Source organism: Sphingosinicella sp. BN140058 (assembly GCF_004135585.1).
GTDB lineage: Bacteria > Pseudomonadota > Alphaproteobacteria > Sphingomonadales > Sphingomonadaceae > Allosphingosinicella.
On record NZ_CP035501.1, the window covers coordinates 2,577,853 to 2,602,333 of the forward strand.

23 protein-coding genes and 1 pseudogene are annotated in these 24,481 nt (G+C 65.5%); 11 read left to right on the top strand and 13 right to left on the bottom strand.

Annotated features, from left to right (window positions below; all coding sequences use genetic code 11):
* Positions 1-76: 76 nt before the first annotated feature.
* Positions 77-526, bottom strand: coding sequence for a glycine zipper 2TM domain-containing protein (locus tag ETR14_RS11665; protein WP_371416795.1), 450 nt, complete (start codon positions 524-526; stop codon positions 77-79).
* Between the two features lie 198 nt (positions 527-724).
* On the opposite strand from ETR14_RS11665, the gene ETR14_RS11670 reads away from it, so the two are divergent.
* Positions 725-1,663 (top strand): esterase-like activity of phytase family protein, encoded by a 939-nt coding sequence (locus ETR14_RS11670; protein WP_129384756.1) that lies wholly within the window; start codon positions 725-727, stop codon positions 1,661-1,663.
* Between the two features lie 89 nt (positions 1,664-1,752).
* On the opposite strand, the gene rpmB is transcribed toward ETR14_RS11670, so the two are convergent.
* Positions 1,753-2,049 carry a 50S ribosomal protein L28 gene (gene rpmB / locus ETR14_RS11675; RefSeq protein WP_129384757.1) on the bottom strand — a complete coding sequence of 99 codons (297 nt, stop codon included), beginning with the start codon at positions 2,047-2,049 and terminating at the stop codon, positions 1,753-1,755.
* A gap of 166 nt (positions 2,050-2,215) precedes the next feature.
* Here rpmB and ETR14_RS11680 point away from each other — a divergent pair, with 166 nt between their 5' ends.
* A complete protein-coding gene (locus ETR14_RS11680; RefSeq protein WP_129384758.1) occupies positions 2,216-2,449 on the top strand; it encodes a hypothetical protein in 234 nt (77 codons plus the stop codon).
* A gap of 39 nt (positions 2,450-2,488) precedes the next feature.
* Entirely contained in the window at positions 2,489-2,944 is a 456-nt protein-coding gene (locus ETR14_RS11685) for a nucleoside deaminase (RefSeq protein WP_129384759.1), read from the top strand.
* 1 nt (position 2,945) lies between these two features.
* Here the strand turns inward: ETR14_RS11685 and ETR14_RS11690 are convergent, their stop codons facing one another.
* Positions 2,946-3,632: an OmpA family protein gene (locus ETR14_RS11690; RefSeq protein ID WP_129384760.1), complete on the bottom strand. Its 687-nt coding sequence runs from the start codon at positions 3,630-3,632 to the stop codon at positions 2,946-2,948.
* A gap of 141 nt (positions 3,633-3,773) precedes the next feature.
* On the opposite strand from ETR14_RS11690, the gene ETR14_RS11695 reads away from it, so the two are divergent.
* Entirely contained in the window at positions 3,774-5,099 is a 1,326-nt protein-coding gene (locus ETR14_RS11695) for a hemolysin family protein (protein ID WP_129384761.1), read from the top strand.
* 24 nt (positions 5,100-5,123) lie between these two features.
* On the opposite strand, the gene ETR14_RS11700 is transcribed toward ETR14_RS11695, so the two are convergent.
* Genes ETR14_RS11700 through purD form a run of 4 tightly spaced genes read right to left on the bottom strand, consistent with a single transcriptional unit; the run spans position 5,124 to position 7,596 of the window.
* A complete protein-coding gene (locus tag ETR14_RS11700) occupies positions 5,124-5,636 on the bottom strand; it encodes a hypothetical protein (protein WP_129384762.1) in 513 nt (170 codons plus the stop codon).
* Entirely contained in the window at positions 5,633-5,803 is a 171-nt protein-coding gene (locus tag ETR14_RS28330) for a hypothetical protein (protein WP_165356412.1), read from the bottom strand. Before ETR14_RS28330 ends, ETR14_RS11700 begins: the two co-directional genes overlap by 4 nt.
* Before the next feature lie 11 nt (positions 5,804-5,814).
* On the bottom strand, positions 5,815-6,246 hold the full coding sequence (locus ETR14_RS11705; protein ID WP_129384763.1) for a hypothetical protein: 432 nt from the start codon (positions 6,244-6,246) through the stop codon (positions 5,815-5,817).
* Between the two features lie 60 nt (positions 6,247-6,306).
* Complete coding sequence (gene purD, locus ETR14_RS11710; protein ID WP_129384764.1) at positions 6,307-7,596, bottom strand: phosphoribosylamine--glycine ligase; 1,290 nt, start codon at positions 7,594-7,596, stop codon at positions 6,307-6,309.
* Between purD and xseA the strand changes: the two genes are divergently transcribed.
* Both xseA and ETR14_RS11720 read left to right on the top strand, forming a co-directional pair.
* Entirely contained in the window at positions 7,595-9,022 is a 1,428-nt protein-coding gene (gene xseA / locus ETR14_RS11715; protein WP_129384765.1) for an exodeoxyribonuclease VII large subunit, read from the top strand. The genes purD and xseA overlap by 2 nt on opposite strands.
* 63 nt (positions 9,023-9,085) lie before the next feature.
* Positions 9,086-9,286, top strand: coding sequence for a DUF2093 domain-containing protein (locus ETR14_RS11720; RefSeq protein WP_129384766.1), 201 nt, complete (start codon positions 9,086-9,088; stop codon positions 9,284-9,286).
* A gap of 55 nt (positions 9,287-9,341) precedes the next feature.
* Here ETR14_RS11720 and ETR14_RS11725 read toward each other — a convergent pair whose 3' ends face one another.
* Entirely contained in the window at positions 9,342-9,857 is a 516-nt protein-coding gene (locus tag ETR14_RS11725; protein WP_129384767.1) for a hypothetical protein, read from the bottom strand.
* A 269-nt stretch (positions 9,858-10,126) separates the two neighbouring features.
* On the opposite strand from ETR14_RS11725, the gene ETR14_RS11730 reads away from it, so the two are divergent.
* Positions 10,127-13,324, top strand: a complete 3,198-nt coding sequence (locus ETR14_RS11730) for a TonB-dependent receptor domain-containing protein (protein WP_129384768.1) — start codon at positions 10,127-10,129, stop codon at positions 13,322-13,324.
* Positions 13,325-13,438: 114 nt separating this feature from the next.
* Here the strand turns inward: ETR14_RS11730 and ETR14_RS11735 are convergent, their stop codons facing one another.
* On the bottom strand, positions 13,439-15,094 hold the full coding sequence (locus ETR14_RS11735) for a sulfotransferase (protein WP_165356413.1): 1,656 nt from the start codon (positions 15,092-15,094) through the stop codon (positions 13,439-13,441).
* 69 nt (positions 15,095-15,163) lie between these two features.
* Here ETR14_RS11735 and ETR14_RS11740 point away from each other — a divergent pair, with 69 nt between their 5' ends.
* The 3 genes and pseudogenes from ETR14_RS11740 (at position 15,164) to ETR14_RS29175 (ending at position 16,854) form a co-directional block, all read left to right on the top strand.
* Positions 15,164-15,430, top strand: coding sequence for a hypothetical protein (locus ETR14_RS11740; RefSeq protein WP_129384770.1), 267 nt, complete (start codon positions 15,164-15,166; stop codon positions 15,428-15,430).
* 134 nt (positions 15,431-15,564) lie between these two features.
* Positions 15,565-15,816 (top strand): annotated as a pseudogene (locus ETR14_RS29730) (tetratricopeptide repeat protein); the annotation flags it as partial.
* 441 nt (positions 15,817-16,257) lie between these two features.
* Positions 16,258-16,854: an aspartyl/asparaginyl beta-hydroxylase domain-containing protein gene (locus ETR14_RS29175; protein WP_243455914.1), complete on the top strand. Its 597-nt coding sequence runs from the start codon at positions 16,258-16,260 to the stop codon at positions 16,852-16,854.
* A 15-nt stretch (positions 16,855-16,869) separates the two neighbouring features.
* Here ETR14_RS29175 and ETR14_RS11750 read toward each other — a convergent pair whose 3' ends face one another.
* Positions 16,870-17,844, bottom strand: a complete 975-nt coding sequence (locus tag ETR14_RS11750; protein WP_129384772.1) for a hypothetical protein — start codon at positions 17,842-17,844, stop codon at positions 16,870-16,872.
* A 50-nt stretch (positions 17,845-17,894) separates the two neighbouring features.
* Here ETR14_RS11750 and ETR14_RS11755 point away from each other — a divergent pair, with 50 nt between their 5' ends.
* Positions 17,895-18,860 (top strand): TauD/TfdA family dioxygenase, encoded by a 966-nt coding sequence (locus ETR14_RS11755; protein ID WP_165356414.1) that lies wholly within the window; start codon positions 17,895-17,897, stop codon positions 18,858-18,860.
* A 13-nt stretch (positions 18,861-18,873) separates the two neighbouring features.
* On the opposite strand, the gene ETR14_RS11760 is transcribed toward ETR14_RS11755, so the two are convergent.
* The 3 genes from ETR14_RS11760 to ETR14_RS11770 form a co-directional block, all read right to left on the bottom strand.
* On the bottom strand, positions 18,874-19,902 hold the full coding sequence (locus tag ETR14_RS11760; protein WP_129384774.1) for a hypothetical protein: 1,029 nt from the start codon (positions 19,900-19,902) through the stop codon (positions 18,874-18,876).
* A 252-nt stretch (positions 19,903-20,154) separates the two neighbouring features.
* Positions 20,155-22,755, bottom strand: a complete 2,601-nt coding sequence (clpB, locus tag ETR14_RS11765) for an ATP-dependent chaperone ClpB (RefSeq protein WP_129384775.1) — start codon at positions 22,753-22,755, stop codon at positions 20,155-20,157.
* A 66-nt stretch (positions 22,756-22,821) separates the two neighbouring features.
* Positions 22,822-24,429 carry a M28 family metallopeptidase gene (locus ETR14_RS11770; protein ID WP_129384776.1) on the bottom strand — a complete coding sequence of 536 codons (1,608 nt, stop codon included), beginning with the start codon at positions 24,427-24,429 and terminating at the stop codon, positions 22,822-22,824.
* Positions 24,430-24,481 lie beyond the last annotated feature (52 nt).

Below are 24,481 nucleotides of genomic sequence, written 5' to 3' on the forward strand. Positions count from 1 at the left end.
ACGTGAAAAGGGCCGGCGTTCCCCGTGGGAAGCACCGGCCCGCCCTCAATACGCTACGCGAGGGAACGCGGATTGCTTAGCGGTAATAGCGGTTGTCGCAGCTCGACTTGTCGATCCCGCGACCGGCGAGGGCGCCCAGCGCACCGCCGATGATGGCGCCGGTGGTGCCGCTGTCGCGGCGGCCCCAGCGACCACGGTCGCCGCGATCAATCGCCCGGCCGGCGAGGGCACCGGCGACGCCGCCGACGATCGTGCCGGTGGTGCCGCTGCAGCCGCGGTCACGATCACGGTATCCGTAGTGGCGGCCGCGGCGATAATCCCGACGATCGTAGCGATCATAGCGATCATAGCGGTCGTACCGGTCATAGCGGCTGTACCGGTCGCGACGGTCGTAACCATTGTCGTAGCGCGAGCCGTAATAGCCGTCGCCGTAATAACCGCGCGGGCGCGCTTCGGCCGCGGCCGGGATGGCGCTCAGCGCGGTAACGGCGGCAAGCGCAGCGAGGGTGGCCTTCCTGAACATCATCAAACTCCTTTCGACTGCTTCGGTCGGCGCGTCGTCTGGGGGGATCCGCAGCGCCGGCCTCTCGTCGTTGAACGCTTTATGCGCCGATTCGGTTGAGCCGGTCCTGAATGGCGGTGTCAGCCGGGGTTCAGGCAAAAAGCGGGTGCCGATGCGCCGATGCGCTCCTAGAATGGACAGGTGCGTTTCCTCTTCTGCCTCGTGGCACTCCTTCTCCTCGGCACCTTTGCCCCGGTCCGGATCACGCCTCCTGATCCTCCGCCCGCCGTCAGCCTGATCCACTTTCAGCCGGTGCCGGTCGAAGCCGGCCGTCCGGACGACCTCCGGGTCGGCAAGCTGCTGTTTCTCGGCGGCTGGAACATGGAGAGCAACGACTGGCGGTTCGGCGGAATTTCGGCGATGCATGTGGACGGCGGACTGGTCACGGCAATCAGCGACTCCGGATGGCTGATCCGCTTCCCCGTACCCGTCGCCGCGGGCACGCAGCGGGCGCGGATCGAGGCGGTGCGCAAGGGCTCGGGCGCTCCGGTCAACAAGGCTCAGCGCGACGTCGAATCGCTGATCATCAACGGTCGAACGGCGTGGATCGGTCTTGAAAGGCAGAATGGTGTCTGGCGTTTCGCTCTGCCGGAATGGCGCGAGCTGGGCGGCGCGCGCCCCGCCGCGATGCGCAAATGGGAAGAGAATAACGGTCCGGAAGCGATGGTGCGTCTTCCCGACGGGCGCTTCATCATCTTTTCGGAAGGAGATGGCGGGATCACCGAGGCGCTGATGTTTCCGTCCGATCCGTCCGTGCCCGGCGCGCGCGCAATCCGGATGCGCTACCGTCCCCCTGCGGGCTATCGAATCACCGACGCCACTTTGCTGCCCGATGGACGGATGCTGCTTCTCAACCGGCGCATCAGCTTCGTTTCCGGCATGAAGGCGAAGCTCGCAGTTGCACCGGTGCCGCCGCCGCGGACCGGGGTCTTGATCGCGCCGCAGGAGATCGCCGCATTCGCGCCGCCGCTGACGGTCGACAATATGGAAGCGGTAAGCGTCACCAGCGAAGCTGGGCGAACGATCGTGTGGCTCGCCTCGGACGACAATTACATGCCGCTTCAGCGCAGCCTGCTGCTCAAGTTCGCGCTCGAAGAGTAGGCCGGCGACAAACGCCGAAAGCGTCGCTGCACCCTGTGCAGCGACGCTTCAGAACCTGTCGAGCTGGAGGACCTTGCGGTCCGCCCGGCTCACGCCGCGGCGGCTTCCGAACTCTTCTTCGCGATCTCGCGCTTCAGACGGCGGGCCTTGAGGCTCAGCTTCTCGTCCGAGGTCTTGGCCAGCCAATTGTCCAGGCCGCCGACATGCTCGACCGAGCGCAGGCCGTTCATCGACACGCGCAGCTTGACGCCGCGGCCGAGCGAATCGGAAATCAGCGTGACGTTCTGCAGGTTCGGCAGGAAGGTACGCTTGGTCTTGTTGTTGGCGTGGGAAACGTTGTTACCCACCTGCCGGCCCTTGCCGGTCAGTTCGCAAATGCGCGACATGGTCTCTCGTCCTGATTGATGCGGGGAGACATGTCCCCGGAAAACCGGGCGGCGGATAACCCTGCAAGGGCTCTCAGTCAACCCGATTCCCGGCAACGGAGATCGTTGCGGGTGTGCAACCGATCGGCCTGATGGCCGTTATCGGGCGAAGGAGGAAGCATCACCCATGTTGCGCGCGATCCTGATCATCGTCGCTCTGATCATTCTGGTCCTGATCGGAATGACTGCGACCGGCTGGCTGACCTGGTTCCAGACTCCGGGCGGGCAGACGACGACGCTCCAGCCCAAGGTCAACGATCTCGAGGTCGGTACGACCACGGCCAATGTCGCCGTCCCGACCGTGACAACGACCACCAAACAGGTCGATGTTCCCACCGTGACCGTCGACAATCAGCAGTAAGCCACTTCCGAAGGGCGCAATGGCCGCGTAGCAGGGGCCATGGTCCGTCCGTTCTCCGATCCGATGCTGGCCGCGCTCGACGAAGCGCGCGCGGCCGCGCAAGCGGGAGAGGTGCCGGTCGGGGCGGTGGTCACCCGCGGCGGGACGATCGTCGGCCGCGGTCGCAATCGCATGCGCGGGGGGAACGATCCTACCGCGCATGCCGAGATCGTCGCCCTGCGCGCGGCCGGCGCAAGTCTCGGCACGTCACGGCTCGATGATTGCGATCTCTGGGTGACGCTCGAACCGTGCGCGATGTGCGCCGGTGCGATCGCGCTGGCCAGGATCGGCCGCCTTTATTTCGGCGCGACCGATCCCAAGGGAGGCGCGGTGCTACACGGTCCGCGATTGTTCACACAACCGACTTGCCACCACGCGCCCGAAGTCTTCCCCGGCATCGGGGAGGAGGCTTCGGGCGACATGCTGCGGGCGTTCTTTCGAACTCGCAGGGACTGACCTACGCGGCGTCCTGCTCAAGCGGCACGATGCGTATCTCGACCCGGCGATTGGCGGCACGCTCGGCCTCAGTGGCATTGTAATTACCGGGCAGTGGCCTGCTGGATCCGAAACCCTGGGTGGCGATCCGCTGCATCTGAACGCCGCGCTGGCCAAGATAGCTCGCCACCGATTGCGCTCGCTGCTGCGACAGGGGAATGTTGATCGCGTCCCCGCCCGAAGGATCCGTGTGGCCGTACACATCGATCAGCGTCGACGGGTAGGAGGACAGCGTCTGCGCCACCTGGTCCAGGGTGGAGTGGAATTGCGGCTGGATCTGCGCGCTGTTGACCGGGAAGGTGATTCCGGACGGCATGGTGAGCAGCAATTCGTTGCCCTGGCGATCGACTTCGACACCGGTGCCGGCGGTGTCCTCGCGCAGTTTCTTTTCCTGGCGGTCCATGTAGGTGCCGATGGCGCCGCCGGCGACCGCGCCGATGCCGGCGCCGACGATCCGCTCGGTTCGGTCGCGCTTGCCGCCGATCACGTCACCGGCGAAATAGCCGGCCACCGCACCGAGCACGCCGCCAATCGCGCCCTTGGTCGACACCTGGCGTTCGCCGGTTTCAGGATTGGTAACGCAGCCCGCGGTGGTGCAAAGCAGAGCGGCGGCGGCAAAGGTGCCGCACAGACGATTGGACATACGCATACTTATTCCTCTCCCTCAAAGGGTTGGTGAATAGCGTAATGAACCGCCCGCCGTGGCGGGTTGTTCCGGCGGGGTTCCGTTCCGTATCTCGAGGAAGTGGTTGTCCGAACGGACCTGATGCGGCTAAGAGGGTCGCGCGCCATGCCGCCTTCTGCGCCCTCCCCCTTTCCGTGGATCGACGTCATCGTCATCCTCCTGCTGATCGCGCTGAACGGCGTGTTCGCGATGGCGGAGCTCGCCATTGTGTCCTCGCGCCGGCCGCGGCTTCGCGCGCTGGCCAAAGCCGGGCGCCGCGGTGCCCAGACGGCGATCGATCTCGCTGCGGAGCCGGGCCGGTTTCTGTCCACCGTTCAGATCGGAATCACGCTGATCGGAATCCTTGCCGGCGCCTATTCGGGGGCGAGCCTCGGCGGACCGGTCGGCGAGCGTATTGCCTTGCTGGGTGTTGATCCGAAAACCGCCGGAACGATCGGCTTCGGCGTCGTCATTCTGATCACGACCTATGCCTCGCTCGTCATCGGCGAACTCGTCCCCAAGCAGTTCGCGCTTCGTGCACCCGAATCGATCGCCGCCTTCATGGCGGTGCCGATGCTCTGGATTGCGCGGATCACCGCGCCGCTGGTCTGGCTGCTCGATCGCACCAGCGCGCTCATCTTCCGGCTGCTGAGGCTGCGCCGCGAAGAGAGCAACCAGGTCACGGCCGAGGAATTGCAGATCGTCGTCGCCGAAGCGCACAGCGCCGGTGTCCTCGAGGAATATGAACGCGCGTTGATCTCGGGCGTGGTCCGCCTCGCCGATCGTCCGACCCGCGAGGTCATGACTCCGCGCACGGACGTCGACTGGATCGATGTCGATTCCTCGACGGAGGAGCTTCGCGAAGCGCTGCGCACGACCCAGCATAGCCGCCTCCCGATTGCCGAAGGGTCGGTCGATCGCCTGCTCGGCGTGGTCCAGGCGCGTGATATCGTTGCCGCCTTCATCGAGGATCGCGCGCTCGACCTGCGCGCCCTGGTGCGAGAGGCGCCCGTCGTCGCGGATCAGATGGATGCGATGGATACGCTCGCGGTGCTGCGTGATGCCGAAGTACCGATGGCATTCGTCCATGACGAATACGGCCATTTCGAAGGCGTGGTGACTCCGGCCGATCTGCTGTCCGCGCTCGCGGGCGTGTTCGCGTCCAACTTTGATTCCGCCGGAGAGGCGCCGCTGGTCGAGCGCGAGGACGGGAGCTGGTGGGTCTCCGGTTCCCTTCCCGCCGACGCCATGTCGGACCGGCTCGGCATCAATCTTCCCGAGGATCGCGATTATGCGACCGCGGCGGGATTCGCCTTGTCGGTGCTGAAACACATTCCGGAAGTCGGCGAGCGCTTCTCGTTCGGCGGCTGGCGCTTCGAGATCGTCGACATGGACGGCTTCAAGATCGACAAGCTCCTCGCCAGCGAGGTCGTCCGGGGCCGCCGCGGCTGAGGCGCATCGCGGCTCAGCGGTAACTCAGGCGGCGCCGCCCAGTTTCCCGAACTGCGCTTCGAAGCCTTCGGTGTCGCCGCGCGCCAGATACGCCGCCTGATCTCCGACCCGGTCGCGGGCGAGGCGCCCCTTGAAGGCGCCCATCCGCTCATCCAGCAGGGCGATCTCGTTCGCCGAGAGCCGGGCGAGCTGGTCGTAACGCGTGATCCCGGCGGCGTTGAGCTGCGCGGCGAGCTTCGGGCCGACGCCCTTGAGCGCCTGCAGATTGTCCGGCGGACCGTCTGCTTCGGAGACGATCGGATGCGCCTCGACGCCGAGGATCTGGCCGGCGACGTCCTTTGCCGCAGCCGCACCTTCGTCCGCCACCCCACGACCCTCGGCAAGGTCGATCGCGCGCGCCGTCGTCGCGACCGGCCTCGTCTCCGTCTGGCTGATCTGGACTCGCTGCTTCGAACTGCGCGCGAGGATCACCACCAGCAGGACCAGCACGATGATCGCACCGGCAATGATCAGAAGGGTATTGGTGTCGAGATTCATGGCAGGGGCGTCTCCGTTTCGTTCGGTCCGGGGCGGTCCTCGGTGCTCGGCTGATCGGCTTGCGGGGGCAGTTTGCGCCCCAACTTGAAGATCCAGAACGCAACGACCAGGCCGATCAGCAGGCCGAGGCCGAGGGCAATGAGATTGGAATTGGCGACGAACAGCATCGGTCGATCCTTCAGTCGAGGAAGCTCTGGCGTTTGCGCCTGCCGAAGATGAGGGCGCCGAGACCCAGGCCGGCAAGATATGCGAGCGCGACGACGATCATCGTCTCGGCGAGCAGGGGAAGCCCGTTGCCGCTCTTCTCGTCGTCCCAGCGCGCCCGCGCCATCCCGGGAACGTTGCGGACGTAATCGACGACGCCCCACTGGCTGCCGAGGCCCTCGCGCTGGAGATCGTTGGCGGTGCCGCTGACGATTGCGGTTCGGCTCAGCGGGTCGCGGACCATGCGCACCGAAACGCCGGGCAATTCCGCCTCGCCCGCCGCGCTGCGCGCACTCTGTTCGAGGCCGTCGATCAGGGCTTCGCCCTGCCCCCCCGGTCCATGCCAGAGCCACGCCATCACCAGGGCGGCCAGCAGCCCGATGAGGGTCTTCACATGTGCCTTCATGTCGCCTCCTCTTCCCCCAACCTAGTCTATGGCAGAAAGCTCCGCTGTCCAGCGCTTGCCTCAGCCGGGGCTCTTGCCTTCGAGCCGCTCGATTTCGCGCCAGCCGATGTCGCCGCGATAGAAGCCGGTGTCGAAGTCGATCTGCGCCGCCGCCGCATAAGCCGCTGCGCGCGCCGCAGCGACTTCACGGCCGACGGCGGTGACGTTCAGCACTCGGCCGCCATTGGCGACGAGCCGGCCGTCCTGGAGCGCAGTGCCCGCATGGAAGATCTTGGCGCCCGATGCTTCCGCGACCTCGAGCCCAGTGATCGCCCCGCCTTTTTCCGGCACGCCGGGATAACCGTTCGCCGCCATGACCAGCGTCAACGCCGCCTCCTTGCGCAGCCGCGGCGCTTCGCTTTCGGCAAGGCGACCCCGGGCGACGGCGTCGAGAAGTTCGAGCAGGTCGCTGTCCAGGCGCATCATCAGCACCTGGCATTCCGGGTCACCGAAGCGCGCATTATATTCGATCAGCTTGGGCCCGCTCTCGGTCAGCATCAGTCCGGCGAAGAGGACACCCGAATAGGGGCTGCCCCGCTCCGCCAGGGCGGCGACGGTCGGCCGGACGATCTCGTCGAGCACCCGTGCTTCCAGGTCGGGGGTGAGGATCGAGGCGGGGCTGTACGCCCCCATGCCGCCGGTGTTGGGGCCGGTGTCGCCATCGCCGACGCGCTTGTGATCCTGGGCCGAGCCGAGCGCGACCACGGCCTTGCCGTCGGTCAGCACGAAGAAGCTGACCTCTTCGCCGGTCATATATTCCTCGATCACGACCGACGCCCCGGCGCCGCCGAAGCCGCCCTCGAACATGGCATCGAGCGCGCCGAGGGCCTCGCGTTCGGTTTCGGCGATGATCACGCCCTTGCCGGCGGCAAGGCCGTCGGCCTTGATCACGACCGGCAGTGAGAATTCGGGAAGCGCCGCCTCGGCGGCAAGGCGATCGGATGCGCGCACATAGCGCGCGGTCGGGATGCCGTGCCGGGCGCAGAGATCCTTGGTGAATCCCTTGGACCCTTCGAGCTGGGCGGGGACTTTGTTCGGCCCGAAGACCGCATAGCCCATCGTCCGCAAATTGTCGGCGAGGCCGTCGACGAGCGGCGCCTCCGGTCCGATCACGATCAGCTCGATGGCTTCCCTGCGACAGAAGTCGACGACGGCGCGATGATCCGCGGCATCGAGGTCGACCAGACGTGCATGGTCCGCTATGCCGGGATTACCGGGCGCGGCGAACAACTTGCCGAGCCGCGGCGATTGCGCGAGCTTCCAGGCGAGCGCATGCTCGCGGCCGCCCGAGCCAAGCAGCAGGACATTCATGGACGATTTTCCTCCAAGCGGCCCCGGATTTCCAGGTGAGGGGGCGCTCCTAGCAACAGAGGCGCCGGGCGACAACGCACCCGCCATGACAGTGTCGGATCTGTCGATGCGGCTCAAGCGCACGGTCGAGGATGCGTTCGGCTTCGTGCGCGTCCGTGGAGAGATCAGTGGTTGGAAGCGCGCCGCTTCGGGCCACTGCTATCTCTGCCTCAAGGATGAAAAGGCGGTGATCGACGGTGTCCTTTGGAAAGTGAGCGCGGCCTCGCTGCCGTTCCGCCCGGAAGATGGCGCCGAGGTGATCGCCACCGGCAAGCTCACCACCTATCCGGGACGCTCGCGTTACCAGATCGTCATCGATCGGATGGAATTGGCGGGGCAGGGCGCCTTGATGGCACTGCTCGACAGGCGCCGCCGGGCGCTTGCCGCCGAAGGCCTGTTCGATGCGGCCCGAAAGCAGCGCCTGCCGTTCGCGCCGCGGGTAATCGGCGTCGTCACCTCCCCGACGGGTGCCGTCATCCGTGACATCCTCCACCGCCTGGAGGACCGCTGCCCGACCCACGTCATCGTCTGGCCGGTTCAGGTTCAGGGCGAAACCGCGGCCGGACAGGTCGCGACGGCGATCCGCGGGTTCGACGCGCTTCGGCCGGGTGGACCCGTGCCACGGCCGGATCTCGTCATCGTCGCCCGCGGCGGTGGTTCGATCGAGGATCTCTGGGCCTTCAACGAGGAAGAGGTGGTCCGCGCCGTCGCCGGCTGCGGCATTCCGATCATTTCCGCGGTCGGCCACGAAACCGATACGTCGCTTTGCGATTTCGCCGCCGATGTTCGTGCGCCGACGCCCACCGCCGCGGCAGAGATGGCGGTGCCAGTGCGGGCGGAACTGATCGCGCAGCTGCGCGAGGTCGGTCAGCGCATGGGGCGGTGCGCGATGCGCGCCGCCGAGCGCTCGGCGGAGAAACTGGAAGTGTGCCTGCGCCACTTCCCGGCCCGCGATCAGTTGCTCGCGCCGCAGCAGCAGCGGCTCGACGAACTGAGCGAGCGGCTGCCGCGTGCGCTCGGCACCCGGCTTGGCCATGCCCGCGGCGATCTCGGCCGCGCTGCCGGTGCGCTCCGGCCGAGCCTGCTCGACGCGACTGTCCGCCGCTCGCGCGAGCGGCTCGACGGGCTTTGGAGAGTCGCTCAGCTGGCGCATCCCAACCGCCCGCTGGAACGCGGCTATGCGCGGATCGAGGATCGCAATGGAACCACCCTGATCTCGGCCGCTGCTGCCGCTGACGCCCGCCGGCTCCGTTTGATCTTCGCCGATGGCGTCGTCGATGCTTTTGTCGGAGACTCCGCTCCCGTGGAAGTCCCGGCTGCGCCGGAGCGGCCGAGGCGTGAACCGCGCCGCGTCACCAAGGGTTCGGACCAGCCGACCTTGCTATGACGCAACAGGCGACTTGAGCGCCCTGGTTGCTGCTCCTAAATCTTCGCGCGGAAGGATTTGCGCATGCTGATGTCGAACAAGGGCCGCCCTGCGCGGATACATTATATGGCGGGCACCTTCCGGGTTCTGAGCCCGGGCGACCACGTCGTCTGCGCCGTGACGAAGCAGACGATCCCGCTCGAGGCGCTGCGCTACTGGAGCGTCGCTCGTCAGGAAGCCTATTCGTCTGCCGAGATCGCGACGGAAGCCGCCGGGCGGGGGTGACAGCTTCCGCTCCCCGTATCGTCGTTCCTGATCGGATGTGGGGCAGGAACCGGCATCAGTTCACGCGCATTCCGCGAACCGAACGTTGTCCGCTCACGCGAAGGAAGTAGCTGCCCATCGAGGCGCGCTTGATCTCGATCTTCTGCCCGGCTTTCACGGTTAGGGCTGGCGAAGCCTCGGTGGTTTGCCACACGGCGCCATCCTCCAGGCGGATCCGATATTTGTCATAGCCCAGGGCCGTTGCCGAGGCGATGACCGCATCGATTTTCTGAGCCTCCTCTCCGTCATCACCGCGGAAAAGACGTATCTTCGGAACACTGAAGCCGAAGAGGGAACGCCGCGTGCGCTGAGCCTCCTCCTGGTCCATGACGATAACGTCGCCCTTGCTGACGGCTTCGCCAAAGCGGGCACTGGCCTGGTCATAGCAGGCCAATCGGGCTGCGTTGTCGACCACCGCGCGGCAGGCAGTAAGCGCCGCCAGCGGGTCGCTGAGGCTCCGATCCTTGGCATATGCACTGCTCGCGGCCAGGAGCGCCAGTCCGACTGGCAGCAGATACAGCGGCTTAGTCATCGAAATCGCTCCACTCGAAGCAGCCGGTGAAAAGTTCACCGCGCGAATAGTTGCAATAGGCAACGAACATGAGCGCGTCCTCTCAAGCAAACCTCGTGTGACGGTCACCATGTCACTGTGTCTGAAATGTTACATGGCCGTCAAGAATTGGCCGTTAACGGACGGTCAGCTTGCGCCTGCGTTCTGCGGAACACTAAGGTGCTGACCATCGAGGGCAATAGGAAATGCGCCCAAGGCGCCTGCAATCGAAATCATTCAAGGGGACGACAATGACGAATCTGAAGTTCAGGGACGTGCTGCTCGCATCGACCGTGATCGCCGGGATGAGCATCTCCGCGCCAGCCTTTGCGCAAGAGCAGACTGGGGACACCGCCAGCGAAACCGGCCTCGAGACGCAAGCGAGCGCTGCCCCCGTCGAAGAGAATTCGGAAGGCGAGATCGTCGTTACCGGTACGCTGATCCGCAATCCGAACCTCGTCGCATCGTCGCCGGTTGCGGTCGTTGGCCAGGAAGAAATCCAGCTTCGTCAGAGCAACAATGCCGAAGAGATCCTTCGTGACCTGCCGGGAGCGGTGCCGAGCATCGGCTCCGCGGTCAATAACGGCAACGGCGGCGCGGCGTTCGCGGATCTTCGTGGTCTCGGCAACTTCCGGAACCTTGTTCTCCTCGATGGTGCGCGCATCACCCCGTCCAGCACGGTTGGCCGCGTCGATCTCAACAACATTCCGCTCGCTCTCGTCGAGCGCGTGGACACGCTGACCGGCGGTGCCGCCACCACGTACGGCGCCGATGCGGTGTCGGGCGTCATCAATTTCATCACGCGGCGTGACTTCGCGGGAATGGAACTCAACGTCAGCAACCAGATCAGCGAGCGTGGCGATGGCAACATCTTCCGTGCCGATCTGACTGTCGGCGCCAACTTCGAGGACGGCCGCGGCAATGCCGTACTGTCGGTCGGTTATCAGCAGGCCGATCCTGTCTACCAGGGCGCCCGCAAATTCTCGCAGAACAACTACACGTCGACGTCCGGCAATGCGGGTGGTTCGGGGACGACGGTCCCATCTCGCTTCACGCTTGGCTCGGTTTTCAACTCGATCGTCCCGGGCTCCGGCACGCTGCGCCCCTATGTCGGGTCGCGCGACGCCTTCAACTTCAATCCTTACAACATCTTTCAGACGCCTTTCGAGCGCTTTAACATCTTCGGTGCCGCCCATTATGAAGTGGCGGACAATATCGAAGTGTACACGCGCGGCATGTTCTCGAAGAATACCGTGAACACGATCATCGCCCCGTCCGGCATTTTCAGTTCGGTGCTGGTGATTCCGGTCAGCAACCCGTTCCTGCCGGCCGGAGCGCGCGCACAATTCTGCGCGAATAATGATTTCAATCCGAACCTGCCGGGCGTTCAGACGATTACACCGGCCGAATGCGCCGCCGCAGCAACCGCGCTTTCGCCCACGGATCCGAACTTCCGCGCCTTCACCACGACGGTTGGCCGCCGTACCACCGAGCTCGGGCCGCGCGAGTCCGAGTTCCAGACGACGATGTTCGACTATAAGGCGGGTGTCCGGATCGGCCTCAGCGACTCGATCGATCTCGATGTCTCCGGCGCTTACGGCGAGTCCGAGAATACGCAGAACCAGATGGGTTACGTGCTCACGTCACGCATCCGTACTGCCGCTTACACCACCAGCGCGACGACCTGTAACCTCGGCGCATCTCCGGTCATCAATAATCCCAATCCGGCGCTGCCGCCGCTTGCCCAACCAGGCGCCGGCACCTCGGCGGGCACCGGCTGCGTTCCCGTGAACCTGTTCGGGCCGGATGGTTCGATCACTCCGGAAATGATCCCGTATTTGACGGCGGACGCAGGCACCAAGCAGCGTGCCTCGCTCGCCCAGGCGCGTATCCTGCTGAGCGGAGACTTCGGTGCTTCCGCGCCTTGGGCCGAGGATCCGATCGGCTTCGCCGTGGGCACCGAATACCGCCGATATACCGGTGAGCAGGTTGCCGATGTGCTGTCGCAGTCAGCGGGCGAACTCGGCGGCGCCGGCGGCGCGGTCCTGAACTTTGACGGCGGTTATGAAGTGTATGAAGGCTATGGCGAGCTCATCGCGCCGCTCGTGCAGGACAAGCCTTTCTTCAGGAGCCTGACGGTTGAGGGCGGTATTCGCTACTCGTCCTACAAGGTGGATGCGCCGGGTACTCCCAAGTACAACACGACGACCTGGAAAGCGGCCGCGAACTGGGAGCCGGTCAACGGCTTGCGTCTGCGGGGCAACTACCAGCGTGCGGTTCGCGCGCCCAACATCAACGAACTGTTCGCCCCGACCGTTGTCGGCTTGACGAACCTTGCCACGGATCCCTGCCGCGGTACGCGACCGATCGGCAATGCCGCACTGACGGCCGTCTGCCTTCTGCAGGGCGCCCCCGCATCGTCGATCGGGAGCATCGGCAATCCCACGGCCGCCCAAGCCAATGGAACGTTCTCCGGTAGCCTCGCGCTTCGTCCGGAGACGGCCGACAGCTATACGGTCGGGGTGGTCTTTCAGCCGCAGTTCGTACCGGGGCTGTCAGTCACGGTCGATTATTACCACATTCGCATCAAGAACGCGATCACCCAGCCCACTCCCGACGACATCGTCTCGGGCTGCTTCGGAGACTCCAACGGCAGCGCGATCACTGCGGCCAGCGTCAACAACCTGGCGTGTCAGCTGTTCCGGCGCGATCCGGTTACCGGTCAGCTCTCGGGCGACCCGGGAACCACCGGCGGATTGGTGTTCCCGGTCTCGAACTCCGGCCGCATCCTGACCGACGGTATCGATGTCGGCGTGAACTATCGCCGGGATCTCGGCTTCGCGAAGCTCAACCTGAGCTTCCAGGGCAACTACACCCGTCGTTCGCAATTCCAGGCGACGGTGCCCGGCTCCCTGATCCCGCCGGGCTTCCCTGGCGCCGGCGGTCCTCTCGCGGAATCCGAAGTTCGCGAGTGCACCGGCTATTATTCCCCGAACTGCGGTTCTCCGGGATCCGCCGGACCGAACTCTGCAGCAGGTTCGCTCCAACCTGAGTTCAGCTGGAACCAGCGCACCACTCTGACCTTCGGCGATGTCGACCTGTCCTTGCTGTGGCGCCACGTCTCCAAGATGAAGGTGGAGCCGGACATCTTCCCGCACACCTACAATTGCGAATCGGGCGGGGACGATCCCATCCCGAATGGCGCTCTCGAGGGCGAGTGCCTAAACTTCAGCCGAATGAAGGCGCATGACGTGTTCGATCTCGCCTTCCGTTTCGGGGTCAGCGAGAATTTCGATCTGACCGCGACGGTGATCAACCTGTTCGACAAGCGTCCGCCGATCGTCGGCTCGACGATCGGGTCGACCAGCTTCAACAGCGGCAACACCTATCCGTCGACCTACGACGCGCTGGGCCGCCGCTTTGCGATGGGCGCTCGCCTCAAGTTCTGAGGCGAGACTCACGGAACCTCGGGGGCGGCCTTCGGGCCGCCCTTTTTTGTGACTGCCCAACCAACCGGGGCGCGCCGCGATAAGTCAGCTTCCGGAGGAGCGCGATGGGTGGGGCTAGTCCGAGAAGCCGAACCGCTCCAGCCATGGAGCGAGGATCGGCAGGATCGGATGGAGCTGAACCTCGTAGCGGCGCCAGCGGCCGCCGCCATTGTAGAGGCCCCGCCGCACCTGGGTGGCACTGGCGGTGCGCACGCCCCGCGATTGCGCCGTGCGATCGAAGGCATGAAAATCGTCCGTCCAGGGCAAGCCGACGAACGCGGCCATGGCTCGAACGGTGGGCTCGAAGTCGCTGACCAGCCGATCGTAGCGGACCTCGTGGCAAGCAAGCGGAAGCCGTTCGCGGCAAAGCTCGATCAGACGCATCAGAGCGTCATAGTGACGTGCGGTCTCCTCGAGATCGCTGAAAGCGTAGGCCGCCGGGCTCGGCGCGAAGTTGATCCGGTAGCAGCTCAGCACGACGTCGCGCGGGTCGCGGCGCATGATCAGGATCCGCGCCTCGGGAAACAGCCGTGCGATGATCGGCAGTTTGATCCCGTTGAACGGGTTCATGTCCACGAAGGTCTTGCCGCGCACCGCCCCACCGAGCTTTTGCACGCGCGCCCAGTATTTCGCTCGGAGCTCGGCGACGATGCTTGCATCAAGCCCATCCAGGTCCGGCATCGAACCGTCGTTCGCGATTAGGACCCCGTCGGCGTCGGCAAGCGTGTCATGCTCTTCGAGCGCCACCACATCGGCAGCGCTCGCCAGGATGTTCTCGACCAGGGTCGTACCGGATCTCGGATAGCCGAGCAGGAATACGTGGCGCGCGGCTGCCCCGGCGATCGGCGGGGAGGAAAGGGCCGGGGTCATCGCGGGACCTCGCTCGACCTGCGCCGTGATGGTTTCGATGAAGCTCCGATGTGACGGCCGTTCATATCCCGGCGCCAACACCGCCGAATAGACGCGGCGGAAATTGGATTGCGCTCGGCAATAGGTTTCGAATGCATCGTCGCATCGATCCTCCTTGTCCAACGCATCCCCCAGCAGTGTAAGTGCTCGGGTGCGATCGTCCGGCTTGAGCCCAGTTTCGAGGAGAGCCTCGAGGCGCGCAATCGCCCCGGCGCCGTTGCGGGCCTCTATGTCCATGACGGCGAGCGCGAAGGTCGCCGCGGGCTCGCCTGCGTCGATGGCGAGCGCGCGCTCGGCCTGCATCCGGGCACCCTGCCGATCTCCCTTCCGCGCGGCGATGTCGGCGAGCTTGCCGTAAGCGGGGGCAAGGTTCGGATCGAGCGCAAGCGCTCTGGAATAGCTGTCGATCGCGGCCGCTTCCGAACGGAGCGCCTCGAGCGTGTAGCCCCGCTCGAGCCACGCTGCGGAATGCCGGGGCTCGGCTGCCACCACGCGATCAAGCAAGGCGAGTGCTTCTTCCCAACGGCCCTCCTTGCGCATCACTGCCCCGATGGCTCCAAGCACCATCACATCGCCGGGCGACAGGTGCAGCGCCTGCCGCAGCAACTCGTGTGCGCCCGCATAGTCACCCCGCTCCTCGCGCAGCCAGGCAACCAGGTTGAGCGTCAGCGGCTCGACCACTCCTGCGGCAAGGCCGCTTTCCGCGAGTGCCGCCGCAGTCGCGATGTCGTTCAGCGCGAGCGCTTGCTCGATCTTCGCCCTGGTAGATCGGACAAGTTCCTGCTGGCCCGTGCTCTTTCCTTTCGCCGAGCGGTTGGACATATGTCTAAGCCTCTTTTGCGCATCCAGATGTTGGGGTAGATTGTCCTTCGTCTCAAAGGAACTCAGCGCATGCATCGTTTGAAAACAATTGCCGTCGCCTTGGTGCTCGTTACGGCCGCCGCCGCGAACGCGGCGCCTGCCAAGCCGGATGCGCCAGAAAAGGCGTCCGACGCCGGCGATCGGATGATCTGTAAGCGTTTCACCGAAACCGGCTCTCTGGCGAAACGGTACCGGACCTGCAAGACCAAGGCGGAGTGGGAGCGCGAGCGCGACAATCTGCGGACCCTCACCGTCAGCGACTCTTGCCGCAACCGGGCAAATGGCGACGGCTGCTGAACCTCGGGGCTAGTGTCCGGCCCCGATCCGCGCTGCACGCGCAGTCTTTCGCACGCACGCATGTCGCGGGCCGGCTTGTGCTTTCGCTGACTGGGTCGCTTTGTTATTCGCCTGCAATCGGTTATTGATCGGCGATGGACCAGGGGGAGATCCAACGCGCGCTTGCCGCCGCCGTGCAAGCGCAGCGCGCGGGACGGCGCGATGAAGCGCGGGAACAATATAAGCGGATAATCGAACGTGCGGGCGAGCAGCCCATCGCGCTCAATGCGCTTGGCATGCTGGCCCTTGGAGAAGGGCAATTCGCCGATGCCGGTGCCTTGTTCGGGCGTGCGGCCGCAGCCGATCCAAAGTCTCCCGAATTGTGGATGAACCTGGCCAGGGCCTGCCGGGAACAAGGCGACGACGCCGGAGAATTGAACGCTCTCGAAAGCGCGCTTGCGATCGATCAGCGCCATTTCATGGCCTTGGTACGATTGGCCGAACTGCTCGACCGACAAGGCGACGAGGGAGGTGCCGTCCAGAGATGGACTGGTGTGTTGGCGATGGCACCTCTGCTGGATCAGCGCACACCTGCTCTCGACATGATGCTCGAGCATGCCCGGGATCGCGTGGCGCGATACGGTGCGCGGCTTGCGGCTGTGGTGGAGGAGGGATTGGCCGCCGCACGCAGTGCGGTATCGCCAGCGGATCGTCGCCGGTTCGACGTTTGCATCGATGCCGTGCTCGGTCGACGGCGCATCTATGCCAACGAATGCGCAGGCATCCACTTCCCGTTTCTTCCGGCCGACGAGTTCTTCGATCGTGCCCATTTCCCCTGGCTTGAGCGGTTGGAAGCGCAGACCGAGACCATCCGGGAGGAGCTCCAGGCCTTGCTCGCCGCGCCGGATTCCGGAATTCTGCCTTACGTCAGCATGGAGCCAGGCACGCCGTCCAACAAGTGGACGCCGTTGAACGGGTCGCTCGACTGGGGTGCCTTGCACCTGTGGAAAGATGGACGTCGAAACGACGAAGCCTGTGCGCGGGCGCCGCGAACCGCCGCGGCCGTGGAAGCGCTCCCGCTTTCGGATCTGCCGGGCCGGACGCCGACCGTCTTCTTCTCGCTGCTGCGGCCGGGCGCACACCTTCCGGCTCATAGCGGGGTCAGCAATGTCCGTGCGATCATCCACCTGCCGTTGATCGTGCCCGCGGGCTGCGCCTTCCGCGTCGGCGGTGAGACCCGTGCCTGGGAGGTCGGCCGAGCCTGGGCATTCGACGACACGATCGAGCACGAAGCGTGGAACCGCTCGGACGAAATGCGCGCCATCCTGATCTTCGACGTCTGGAATCCTTATCTTACGGAGCAGGAGAAAGACTTGCTCCGCCGCTTTGTCGTCGTTGCGGACGAGAGCGGCCACGGCGGCGATGCCGCGACGAGCACCGCCTGATCCTGGTAGAGGGTCTCAGCGGTCGAGGCTGACGGCCCTGATCGCCTCGACGTGCGCCGCGACATCGCCGGCGGCGCGCTCAACCCACAATTCAGCCTGATCGATCTCGGCGGCAAGCGATCGTTCGAGAGCATGCCGGCGTTCGAGCCGTGCGTCGTTGTCGAAGGGAACCTCAGGATTCTTCGAATAGGTTGCAAATAGCGGCCCAGCGACGATCGCCGCCGTGTCGCCGGAACCGATGGGAACCTGCAGATGCTCCGCGGCCCGTGCCAGCAAGCGCCGGGGATCGCCGAAGAACGCCTCGGCATCGAGGCTGCGGGCGTTCGCAAGGCGGTCGATGCCGCCAGCGAACGCGCGCATTTGTGCGGCCCACAAGGCGGCGGCGCGTTCGCAGTCCGGAAGCGACGAGACATCGCCTATATGCGGCGCGAGTTGCTTGGTGACCCGCTGCATCCAGGCACGATGATTGTCGCTGCGCAGGATCGCGAGAAGATAGTCGCGAAGGCTGCAATGAAGGAAGATGGCCCGTGCATGCGGATCGGACCTGATCAGATCGGGCAGCAGAAAATTGACCGGAACGTTCGCCTTGACGATCGTCGGCGCATCGGGCCGGTACCGCTTGGCCAGCATCGCAGTCGTGAGGGCAAGGCGTTCGGCATCCGGCGCAATGGCAACCTGGCGCAAGGCGAGCGGCTCCCTCAGCACCAGATTGGCACCCGGCAGATCGAGCGCACGGGCGAGCAGCGTCGATCCGCAATGCGCAACGTGGAAGATCCAGCCCGTTGCTGCGGGGGGAACTGCGATGCCTTGCGTCAGGGCCCGCACCGGCAATCGCATCGACTGGTCTGCTGCGGGCGAGATGCGGCCGTCCAGGAAGATAGAGCGGTGATAGGCTGCCCTGTCCATCGGCATGAACAATGCCGCATTGCCCTCGAAGGAGTGTAGATAATGATCGGGCGAGGCGAACAGGTCGTCGAGCGTCAGGGACATCAACGCGCTATAGCCCGCATGCCGTGGATCGGCTATCCCGAGACCCAATCATGCCGACCACATCCTTGCCGGAGCCCGGCCGCCCCCAAGTGCTGATCGAAGCGGCCGGCGCCGAGAGCATCCTCAGCCTCGATCGCGATGGAATCGTGGCCCTCTACAAAGCGCACGGCGCTTTGCTCTTCCGCGGTTTCGGGGCCGATGTTGCGCAATTTCGCGCTTTCGCCCGGCTCTTCTGTTCGACCTCGGTGTTCAATGAAAGTCCGGGTCGCCGGCAGATCGATCCGGAGCACAACATTCTCACGGTCGACGGCGGTGTCGGAGCGTTCAACCTTCATCCCGAATTGTCGCGTGAACCGTGGAAGCCGGATGCTGCTTTCTTCGGCTGCCTGTCTGCCCCGAAGCGCGGCGGCGCGACGACGATTTGCGACGGGGTCGCGCTCGCCCGATCCTTGCCGGACGAGGTCAAGCGGGGCCTGGCGGGACGGCGCCTCGTCTACGTGAAGCCGACCTGGCCGGAATTGCTGCGCTATTGGCTCGGCACCGATAATCCGTCCGATCAACAGCTCGCGGCTCCGCCGCCCTCCTGTCCCTATGGATTTCGACGCCTCGACGGGCATGTGTTTCGGTTCTTCTCGCGGCCGGCGCTGCACCGACCGATGTTCATCGACGCGCCTGCGTTCGGAAACTTCCTGTTGTTCGCCCGGTTCAACAACAATCGTCCGGACCACCCGTTGCTCGACGATGGGCGACCGGTCCCGGAAGCCTGGCTGCAGGCGATCAAGGCGGCGGGCGACGCGCTCGCCGTCGCAGTCGCCTGGCAAGCGGGCGACGTGCTGATGCTGGACAACACCCGCTTCATGCACGGCCGCACAGCCATCATTGATCGGGGCGAGCGCCTGATCGCAACCTTCTTCGGCTACGTCGACTTCGCCATCCCCGATCCGGAGGAGCCTGCCGACCCGATCTGGCGACAGATAGATTTCATCCCTCCGCTGCCGCCGGACTACCCGCGCTGATCGGGCGAACCTGCTAGTCGGCCAGCAACGGGGCCGGCAGATCGAACGAAACCTTGGCCTGTGCCGCAACCGTCTCCGCCCAGATCACGACCTTGTCGATCTCGTCTCCATGGGTCTCCGCCGCCTGCCGCTGGCCGGCAGTCCGTGCATCGCGATCGAAGGCTCCGCCGAATTTCGCGTGCTTGCGGAACACGCGTTCGATAGTCTGCTCCCGAACCGCGAGCGGCCGGTCGAGTTCGAACAATGCGTCGCTCGCCTCCAGGGCCTCGGCGGGTCGGGCGAGCAGTGTTTCGCTGTCGACGGAGCGCACCCGATCCGGATGCTGGGACGCCAGACGGCTGAACAATTGATGCTGGGTGAGCCAGCCGACCGCCGCAACCTGAAGATCGGTCTGCATCATGTGATCTTCGGGCGCGAAGCCCAGATCGATCAAATTCTCCTTCAGCTGCTTCATCAGCAGCTCGCGAACCCAAAGGCGTCCCCAAAGGCCCTTCCCCGCAATCGAGCCGAGATAGACACGGAGCGGGGCGTGCAGAAGAATGCAGCGTGCCTGCGGGCGCATCGCCAGCATCAGCGGTCCGAAGCCGTTGACCACGTTGGAGGGCTTCACCACCACCGCCTCACCCGCTTCGAAAGGGCGCGACAGCAAGCGCAGCGTGCCGTCGAACACCTCCGCGATCTGTGTCGGATTGCCACCGCGGTGCCGCCAGCCGACAAGATCGTTGAGGATCACCGGCTCCTTGAGACTGCTCGCAATTCCCGGCTCGTCATAGGCGTTGGCCAGCAGCGTCGAGCAGCAATAAGCCGAATGCAGGATGAAGTGAATCGGCCCTGGGGCGCCCGCGGCGACGATGCTGTCCCGCCGCCGAGCCACCAGCGGGTCAGCGGCGGATGGAAGGTGCTCGTCGGTCAGGAACGGCACTGCGCGGCGAAGCTCGCGGGTAGCGGAAACGAAGTGCACCGCGTCGGACTGTGGATCGTAACGATGGGGAAGCCAATCGGGGCTCAGCCGAAGCGGCGGGGAAGGTGCCTGCACTACCATCGCGTGTTTCTGCCGCGTGGGTGTCGGCCAATCAAGGAGCGAGCGCAACGAGCCGTGGGCCGCCGTGTTGCGAAAGCACTCCGACGAACCGCATAGGGCACACCCGAAGCCGGGCGAACCTTCGCGTTGTCTCCGCACGGTATCGCACCCTGCAGGGCATGAAGTGGACCTTCTGATCGCTCCCTCGGGAAAAAAGATGGAAGGGGCAGAGCGCAGGCTCTGCCCCTTTCTCGTCGGCGTCGCGCCGGTGCTTCAGGCGGCGGCCGCTTCGGACGCTTCGGTGCCGATCACGAGCCCGCCTTCGCCTTCCTCGACCCGAACCAGGCTGCCGTCGGGGACCTCGCCGCGCAGCAGCGCGTCGGCGAGCGGATCCTGCAGATATTTCTGCACCGCCCGCTTCAGCGGCCTCGCCCCGTAAACCGGATCGTAGCCGACCCGGCCGAGCCAGGCCCGGGCACCGCCGGTGAGATCCAGGCGGATCTTGCGATCGGCGAGCAGCTTCTGGACGCGCGCCACCTGGATGTCGACGATCGGCCCCATGTGCTCTGCGGCAAGCCGGTGGAACAGGATGATCTCGTCGAGGCGGTTGAGGAATTCCGGCCGGAAATGGGCGCGGACCACCTCCATCACCTGCGGCTCGACCTCCTCCACCTTCTGACCATCGGCAAGACCGGTGAGATACTGGCTGCCAAGATTGGAGGTCAGGATGATGATCGTGTTGGTGAAGTCGACCGTGCGGCCCTGGCCGTCGGTCAGGCGGCCGTCGTCCAGCACCTGGAGCAGGATGTTGAAGACGTCGCTATGGGCCTTCTCGACCTCGTCGAACAGGACGACCTGATAAGGCCGCCGCCGGACGGCTTCGGTCAGCACGCCGCCTTCCTCATAGCCGACATAGCCTGGAGGGGCACCGATCAGGCGGGCGACGCTGTGCTTCTCCATGAACTCCGACATGTCGATGCGCACCATCGCGCTCGGATCGTCGAAAAGGAATTCGGCCAGCGACTTGGTGAGTTCGGTCTTGCCGACGCCAGTCGGGCCCAGAAACAGGAACGAGCCCAGCGGACGATTCGGATCCTGCAGCCCCGCCCGCGACCGTCGGATCGCGCGGGACACGGCGGCGACCGCGTCCGCCTGTCCGATCACCCGGCGGCCGATCTCCTGCTCCATCTGGAGCAATTTCGAGCGCTCGCCTTCGAGCATCCGCTCCATCGGAATGCCGGTCCAGCGCGCGACGACCGAGGCGATATCCTCGGGAGTCACTTCCTCGCGCAGCATCGCGCTCTCGCTTGCCGCCTGCGCGGCGGCGAGCTGCTTCTCCAGCTCGGGAATGCGGCCATATTGAAGCTCGCCTGCCTTGGCGAGGTCGCCGGCGCGCTGCGCCTGCTCGAGCTCGAGCCGGGCGGCGTCGAGCTGCTCCTTCAACTTGCCCTCGGCGGCGATCTTGCCCTTCTCGGCCTGCCAACGCTGGGTGAGCTCGCCCGATTGCTGCTCCAGATTGGCAAGCTCGCCCTCGAGCGTCGTCAGCCGGTCCCTCGACGCGCGATCGGTCTCCTTTTTCAGCGCTTCGCGTTCGATCTTGAGCTGGATGATACGGCGATCGAGCGTCTCGATCTCCTCCGGCTTCGATTCCACCTCCATGCGCAGGCGCGAAGCCGCCTCGTCCATCAGGTCGATCGCCTTGTCCGGCAGGAAGCGATCGGTGATGTAGCGGTTGGACAGGGTCGCCGCGGAGACCAGCGCGCCGTCGGTGATGCGGACGCCGTGGTGCAGCTCGTATTTCTCCTTGAGCCCGCGCAGGATGGAGATCGTGTCCTCGACCGTCGGCTCGCCGATGAACACCGGCTGGAATCGCCGCTGCAGAGCGGGATCCTTCTCGACATATTTGCGATATTCGTCGAGCGTGGTCGCGCCGATGCAATGCAGTTCGCCGCGGGCAAGCGCCGGCTTCAGCAGGTTGCCAGCGTCCATCGTGCCTTCCGATTTGCCGGCGCCGATCAAAGTGTGCATTTCGTCGATGAACAGGATGATGTCGCCCTCGGCGCCCTTCACCTCGTCGAGAACGCCCTTCAACCGCTCCTCGAACTCGCCGCGATATTTGGCCCCGGCAATCAGCGAACCCATGTCGAGCGCCATCAGCTTGCGATCTTTCAGGCTGTCGGGCACGTCGCCATTGGCGATGCGCAGCGCCAGCCCTTCGGCGATCGCGGTCTTGCCGACGCCGGGGTCGCCGATCAGCACCGGATTGTTCTTGGTGCGCCGGGCGAGGATCTGGACGGTGCGGCGAATTTCCTCGTCGCGGCCGATCACCGGATCGAGCTTGCCGTCCCGCGCCGCCTGGGTGAGGTCGCGGGCGAACTTCTTCAGCGCGTCGTAGCGGTCTTCGGCCGTTTGCGTGTCGGCGGAGCGGCCGCCGCGCAGCTCGTTGATCGCGGCGTTGAGCGCCTCGGCCTTGACTCCGGCGTCGGCCAGCGCCTTGCCGGCGCCGGTGCCGGTCGCAAGCACGAGGGCGAGCAACAGCCGCTCGACCGTGACGTAGCTGTCACCGGCCTTCTTGGCGATCTGTTCGGCCTGATCGAGCACGCGGATCGAATCCGCGTGCAGCCCAGGCGCACTGCCCGCGCCGCTGCCGGTGACCGTTGGGATCTTGGCGAGCGCTTCGTCGGTCTCGCGGCGCGCGGCCTCGGCGCTGCCGCCGGAACGGGCGATCAGCCCCGCCGCCATGCCTTGCTCGTCCTCGAGCAGCGCCTTCAGAATATGCTCGGGATCGATGCGCTGGTGGTTCATGCGCGCCGCGACGGTCTGCGCCGACTGCAGGAAGCCCCGCGCCCGATCGGTGAATTTCTCCAGGTTCATACGCCCCTCTTTCCGTGGTTGGACGTCATGTGGTGTGGCATTTCAGCAACACAAGAGGGCCACCGCCTAACGCTGGGCTTTTGGCTGCTCCGTGGCGACCGTCTTGCCGAAGAAGCTGTCGGCATACCAAAGCGGCGCCTGCGGCGCATCGGCGAGTTCGCGTGCGATCAGATAGTTGATCCGCGCGAATTTGGCGCCGGCGTCCCAGTTGATAGGCTGCTGCACATCGTCCTTCGGCCCGTGATAGGTATTGGCGAGGAAGCCGGTAAACTTCTCCTTCCCGCCATTGGCGAAGCCGGTCATCAGGAACACCGACGGGACGCCCTTTTGCACGAAGCGGTAATGGTCGGAGCGGGTGAACAGCCCCTCTTCGGGCAACGGATCGGGGCTCAGCGTGACGCCCATCTTGCGGGCAGCGCTGGCGACGATCGGCCCCATCGTGCTGTGCTCGGCGCCGAAGGCGATCACGTCCTGAAAGTCGTACAGCAAAACGGGCATATCGAGATTGACCACGCCAACCATCTTCGGCGCGACCGGATTGTTGGCGAGATACTGGGCGCCGAGCAGCCCGTCTTCCTCGGCGGTGACCGCTGCGAATAGGATCGATCGCTTGGGCCGCTCGCCGCTCTGGCTCATCGCGCGCGCGACTTCGATCATGGTCGCGACGCCGGTGGCGTTGTCCATCGCGCCGTTGTTGATCTTGTCCTCGCCGTCGCCGTGGATGCCGAGATGGTCTAGATGCGCCATCAGGAGCACGGTCTCGCCGGCGAGCGCGGGATCGGATCCGGGCAGCATCGCGACCACGTTCTCGCTCACGGTCTCGCCGCGCGTGTTGGCCTGTTCGAAGCGGACGCTTTGCTTGAGCGCGAAACCCTTCGGACGCGCGCCGGCGCGATCGGCCTCGGCGAGCACCTTGCCGAGCGGCGTGCGCGCACCGGCGAACAGGGCTTCGGCCGCGGCGCTGTCGAACGTGGCTCGAAAGCGGATGCCCGGTGCCGGCGAGTAAGCGGCGCCGTCCTTGCCGATCCAGGTCATCATCGGTTCGCCCGCGCGGGCGACGACGCGCGCCCATGGGCGGTTCTTCGTCTCCGCATTGGTGCGCAGGGTGATGATGCCGATCGCGCCGTTCTGCTCCGCCATGCGCCGCTTCTCGCTGTTGAGATGCGCGCCGACGTCACTCGGCAGGTTCTTGGGGTAGCCGCCCAGCACCGCCACGATCTTGCCGCGGACGTCGAGGCCCTTGTAATCGTCAATCCCGGCTTCGGGGGCGTCGATGCCGTATCCGGCGAACACCACCGGCGCGTTGATGGTCTGCGATCCGGCTTCGGCGGCGGGGCTGACCACGACGCCCTCGCCATGCGCGAAGCGGCGCCCGCCGACCGACACGGCAGTGGCGGGGCCATCGATCGTGAACTGTGCGAAGGGCACCTTCTGGTACCAGCCGCCGTCGCCGGCGGGCTTCAGGCCGAGACTCTCGAACTGACTGGCAACGTAGAGCGCGCCGATGTCGAAGCCGCGTGTGCCGGCATCGCGGCCCTCGAGCCGATCGTCGGCGAGGAAGGCGACGTGCGCCCGGAAGCGCTCCGGCGTGAAGCTCGGTTCCGAAGGCTGGGCAGGCGCGGCGGGGGATAGGAGGAGGGAGACGGCGGCGGAAGCGAGAAGGAAGCGGCGCATGAACGATCCCGGACACGAGAAGAAGCGGCTGTGCTAGCGGAAAGGAAGGGGA

Excerpts from the sequence above, each read along its gene's own strand:
- ETR14_RS11665 (WP_371416795.1), bottom strand. The coding sequence starts at position 526 with ATGATGTTCAGGAAGGCCACCCTCGCTGCGCTTGCCGCCGTTACCGCG.
- rpmB (WP_129384757.1), bottom strand. The coding sequence starts at position 2,049 with ATGTCGCGCATTTGCGAACTGACCGGCAAGGGCCGGCAGGTGGGTAAC.
- ETR14_RS11680 (WP_129384758.1), top strand. The coding sequence starts at position 2,216 with ATGTTGCGCGCGATCCTGATCATCGTCGCTCTGATCATTCTGGTCCTG.
- ETR14_RS11685 (WP_129384759.1), top strand. The coding sequence starts at position 2,489 with ATGGTCCGTCCGTTCTCCGATCCGATGCTGGCCGCGCTCGACGAAGCG.
- ETR14_RS11690 (WP_129384760.1), bottom strand. The coding sequence starts at position 3,632 with ATGCGTATGTCCAATCGTCTGTGCGGCACCTTTGCCGCCGCCGCTCTG.
- ETR14_RS11695 (WP_129384761.1), top strand. The coding sequence starts at position 3,774 with ATGCCGCCTTCTGCGCCCTCCCCCTTTCCGTGGATCGACGTCATCGTC.
- ETR14_RS11700 (WP_129384762.1), bottom strand. The coding sequence starts at position 5,636 with ATGAATCTCGACACCAATACCCTTCTGATCATTGCCGGTGCGATCATC.
- ETR14_RS28330 (WP_165356412.1), bottom strand. The coding sequence starts at position 5,803 with ATGCTGTTCGTCGCCAATTCCAATCTCATTGCCCTCGGCCTCGGCCTG.
- ETR14_RS11705 (WP_129384763.1), bottom strand. The coding sequence starts at position 6,246 with ATGAAGGCACATGTGAAGACCCTCATCGGGCTGCTGGCCGCCCTGGTG.
- xseA (WP_129384765.1), top strand. The coding sequence starts at position 7,595 with ATGGACGATTTTCCTCCAAGCGGCCCCGGATTTCCAGGTGAGGGGGCG.
- purD (WP_129384764.1), bottom strand. The coding sequence starts at position 7,596 with ATGAATGTCCTGCTGCTTGGCTCGGGCGGCCGCGAGCATGCGCTCGCC.
- ETR14_RS11720 (WP_129384766.1), top strand. The coding sequence starts at position 9,086 with ATGCTGATGTCGAACAAGGGCCGCCCTGCGCGGATACATTATATGGCG.
- ETR14_RS11725 (WP_129384767.1), bottom strand. The coding sequence starts at position 9,857 with ATGACTAAGCCGCTGTATCTGCTGCCAGTCGGACTGGCGCTCCTGGCC.
- ETR14_RS11730 (WP_129384768.1), top strand. The coding sequence starts at position 10,127 with ATGACGAATCTGAAGTTCAGGGACGTGCTGCTCGCATCGACCGTGATC.
- ETR14_RS11735 (WP_165356413.1), bottom strand. The coding sequence starts at position 15,094 with ATGTCCAACCGCTCGGCGAAAGGAAAGAGCACGGGCCAGCAGGAACTT.
- ETR14_RS11740 (WP_129384770.1), top strand. The coding sequence starts at position 15,164 with ATGCATCGTTTGAAAACAATTGCCGTCGCCTTGGTGCTCGTTACGGCC.
- ETR14_RS11750 (WP_129384772.1), bottom strand. The coding sequence starts at position 17,844 with ATGTCCCTGACGCTCGACGACCTGTTCGCCTCGCCCGATCATTATCTA.
- ETR14_RS11755 (WP_165356414.1), top strand. The coding sequence starts at position 17,895 with ATGCCGACCACATCCTTGCCGGAGCCCGGCCGCCCCCAAGTGCTGATC.
- ETR14_RS11760 (WP_129384774.1), bottom strand. The coding sequence starts at position 19,902 with ATGGTAGTGCAGGCACCTTCCCCGCCGCTTCGGCTGAGCCCCGATTGG.
- clpB (WP_129384775.1), bottom strand. The coding sequence starts at position 22,755 with ATGAACCTGGAGAAATTCACCGATCGGGCGCGGGGCTTCCTGCAGTCG.
- ETR14_RS11770 (WP_129384776.1), bottom strand. The coding sequence starts at position 24,429 with ATGCGCCGCTTCCTTCTCGCTTCCGCCGCCGTCTCCCTCCTCCTATCC.